Source organism: Okeania sp. (assembly GCF_983059655.1).
The window spans coordinates 1-2,222 of the sequence record NZ_CEZPJD010001061.1; the positions used below are offsets into that span (position 1 = coordinate 1).

1 protein-coding gene and 1 pseudogene are annotated in these 2,222 nt (G+C 32.8%); both read right to left on the minus strand.

The annotated features are described in order from the left end of the window. Positions 1 to 869 precede the first annotated feature (869 nt). Positions 870 to 1,355: a hypothetical protein gene (locus tag AC3DU7_RS31745; protein WP_488043211.1), complete on the minus strand. Its 486-nt coding sequence runs from the start codon at positions 1,353 to 1,355 to the stop codon at positions 870 to 872. A gap of 682 nt (positions 1,356 to 2,037) precedes the next feature. Beyond that, positions 2,038 to 2,222, minus strand: a pseudogene (locus tag AC3DU7_RS31750) (hypothetical protein); the annotation flags it as partial.

Below are 2,222 nucleotides of genomic sequence, written 5' to 3' on the forward strand. Positions count from 1 at the left end.
TTAAAAAGCATTTAGAATTGCAAGGAAAGAAAATGGTTTTAATGCATCCAATAGAATTATTAGATTATTCAATTCGAGGAGTTAAGTTATAACCTACATTCCGCACGACAAAACGTAGTATAAAGGGCAAGTAGTCAATAGCCAGTAGTCAGTAGTCAGTAGGGAATGATGTGCAGCTTATATGTGGCGTGTGCGCGAGTATTTATGCTTAATATTTTCCTGAGAATTTGACTCTTGAAAAAGGTCAATGACGACATTCGGAATTTATATAGTCATTCTGGTTTAGATTGAGACGAGGTTTTCTTACTGTGAAAGGGTTTTAGCTGAAAAAGTGTTCCATTCTTTTTCAGAATGACTATATACTACTTTTAATGTTACAAGCTGACGTGCGGAATGTGGGTTATAAGAAAAGAAGGGCAGAAGGTTAAAAGCAAAAAGGTTTTTTATAACTGATAATCTGGACATAATATTAATTTAGACATGGAGAGCGATCGCTCTCTTTTTTTTCACACAAATCTTAATTATACCAATTTGATAAATGTTTGCTACAAATACTGGAACTGTTTCTAGTAGTCAATAGTCAATAGTCAGTAGTCAGCTAGATTGAACTATTATTATCATTTTTGACCCTGAAATAATTCTCCAAGTGCTTAATATACATCTGACTTTAGTCATTTTTGTTGACCAAACTATTCGTAACATTCTTTTTTCACGCTTGGTATTACATGACCAAAAAATAAGATTTCAAGCCTTTGACTTTCCTACGGAATGCTGCGCAAACAGGCAGAGGTACTGATAACTGATAACTGATAACTGATAACTGATAACTGATAACTGATTAAAAGTTCCTGCACTAGACTGGCAATGACTTAAATGTACAGATAAGGTAATATCTCTACAAGCAAAATTAGCATCAGCATTATGCAATTGAATAGCAAAAAGCTATTAACAAAAAAATCTATGTCAATTCCAAAATGGAATAGATTATTTGCACTAAATGTTTCCGTGGCAAAAGAAGAAGTTAATACCTTTTGATTATTGCTAACGAATAAATTGGTAATAGAATAATTATTAGTATTACTTACCTGAGAAGCAAATCCTAATTCTCCTGGGGAGAAAAATCTGTTATCTAAATTCAAGGAAGTATTTGGAGCTAGCGACAAGTCTAGAGTTAGGTCTGTAATGTCTTTTTCATGAGAATATTCATCAAAGTCAACCTGAAAAGAATTATTTTGGCCTAAGAAAGAATGAATTCCAACAATTTTCTGAGTTGTAGCAGCTTCTACTATTCCTGTTGATAAAGCGATAATGGCTGTTCCCACCGTAGTTAAAAATAGTTTTTTTGCAGTTATCATTCAAGTTTTCTCTTATTTCTATAATTAAAGGTTCGATCAATTTCTTATATCATGTCGGGATAAGAGCGTGATAAAAAAAACTTTCGCTTTCTTCTTCTTTACTTTTCTCCTGATTCCCTCCTGGGAGGGGTTAGGGGTGGATTGACTCCTTTATCATTTATTTATATTAAAACTGTTTAACCGGACATGATATTAGTACATCTATATAAATTAAGAATTGCAAATTTATCAATGATTTGTCTAGAGGGTTGATGCCGTCTTTACCAAATCTTGATAATTTAAAACTGAATAAATACTGCGGTAAATAGCTGTACAGACCTGGCTGTAAGTATTACAATAAATTACTGATTATTTCTAATATATGAAGATTGTGTAAAGTGTTAATACCATCCCAGAAGGAAGAAGGAAGAAGGAAGAAGAAAAAATATTGTGTTGTCTGAGTTTTAAGTTTTTGATCTGTCCTAACCTTAAAAGGTCTCTAAATTTTAGGACTTTAGGGAGTAAGCAGTAGGTAGTAGGGGAGAAAGAATTGATAATTTCTGTATGATAATTGATTTGATTTTTTATTATTGGAGATGTCTAGTGATAAAAAAAACCTTCTACCTTTGAATCTTTCTTTCCCTTCTGCCCTCTGCCTTCCTTCCTCTAAAGTGTAACTATTCAACCGGAAATGATATTACACTCAATCTAATAATAAACTTTCACGACCACCAGAAGGTTCATCCCTAATCATATTCTCCAACTCAAACGTATAGAGTTTATAAATATCATCAACAACATCATTAGGGTCATCAAACACATCTTCACTTGCATCAAATTCTACTTGACCACTACGACTAGCAACTTCTAGATTTTTAATGTGTGTGA

Bases quoted from the DNA above. Each gene is read 5' to 3' on its own strand.
- AC3DU7_RS31745 (WP_488043211.1), bottom strand. From the start codon at position 1,355: ATGATAACTGCAAAAAAACTATTTTTAACTACGGTGGGAACAGCCATT.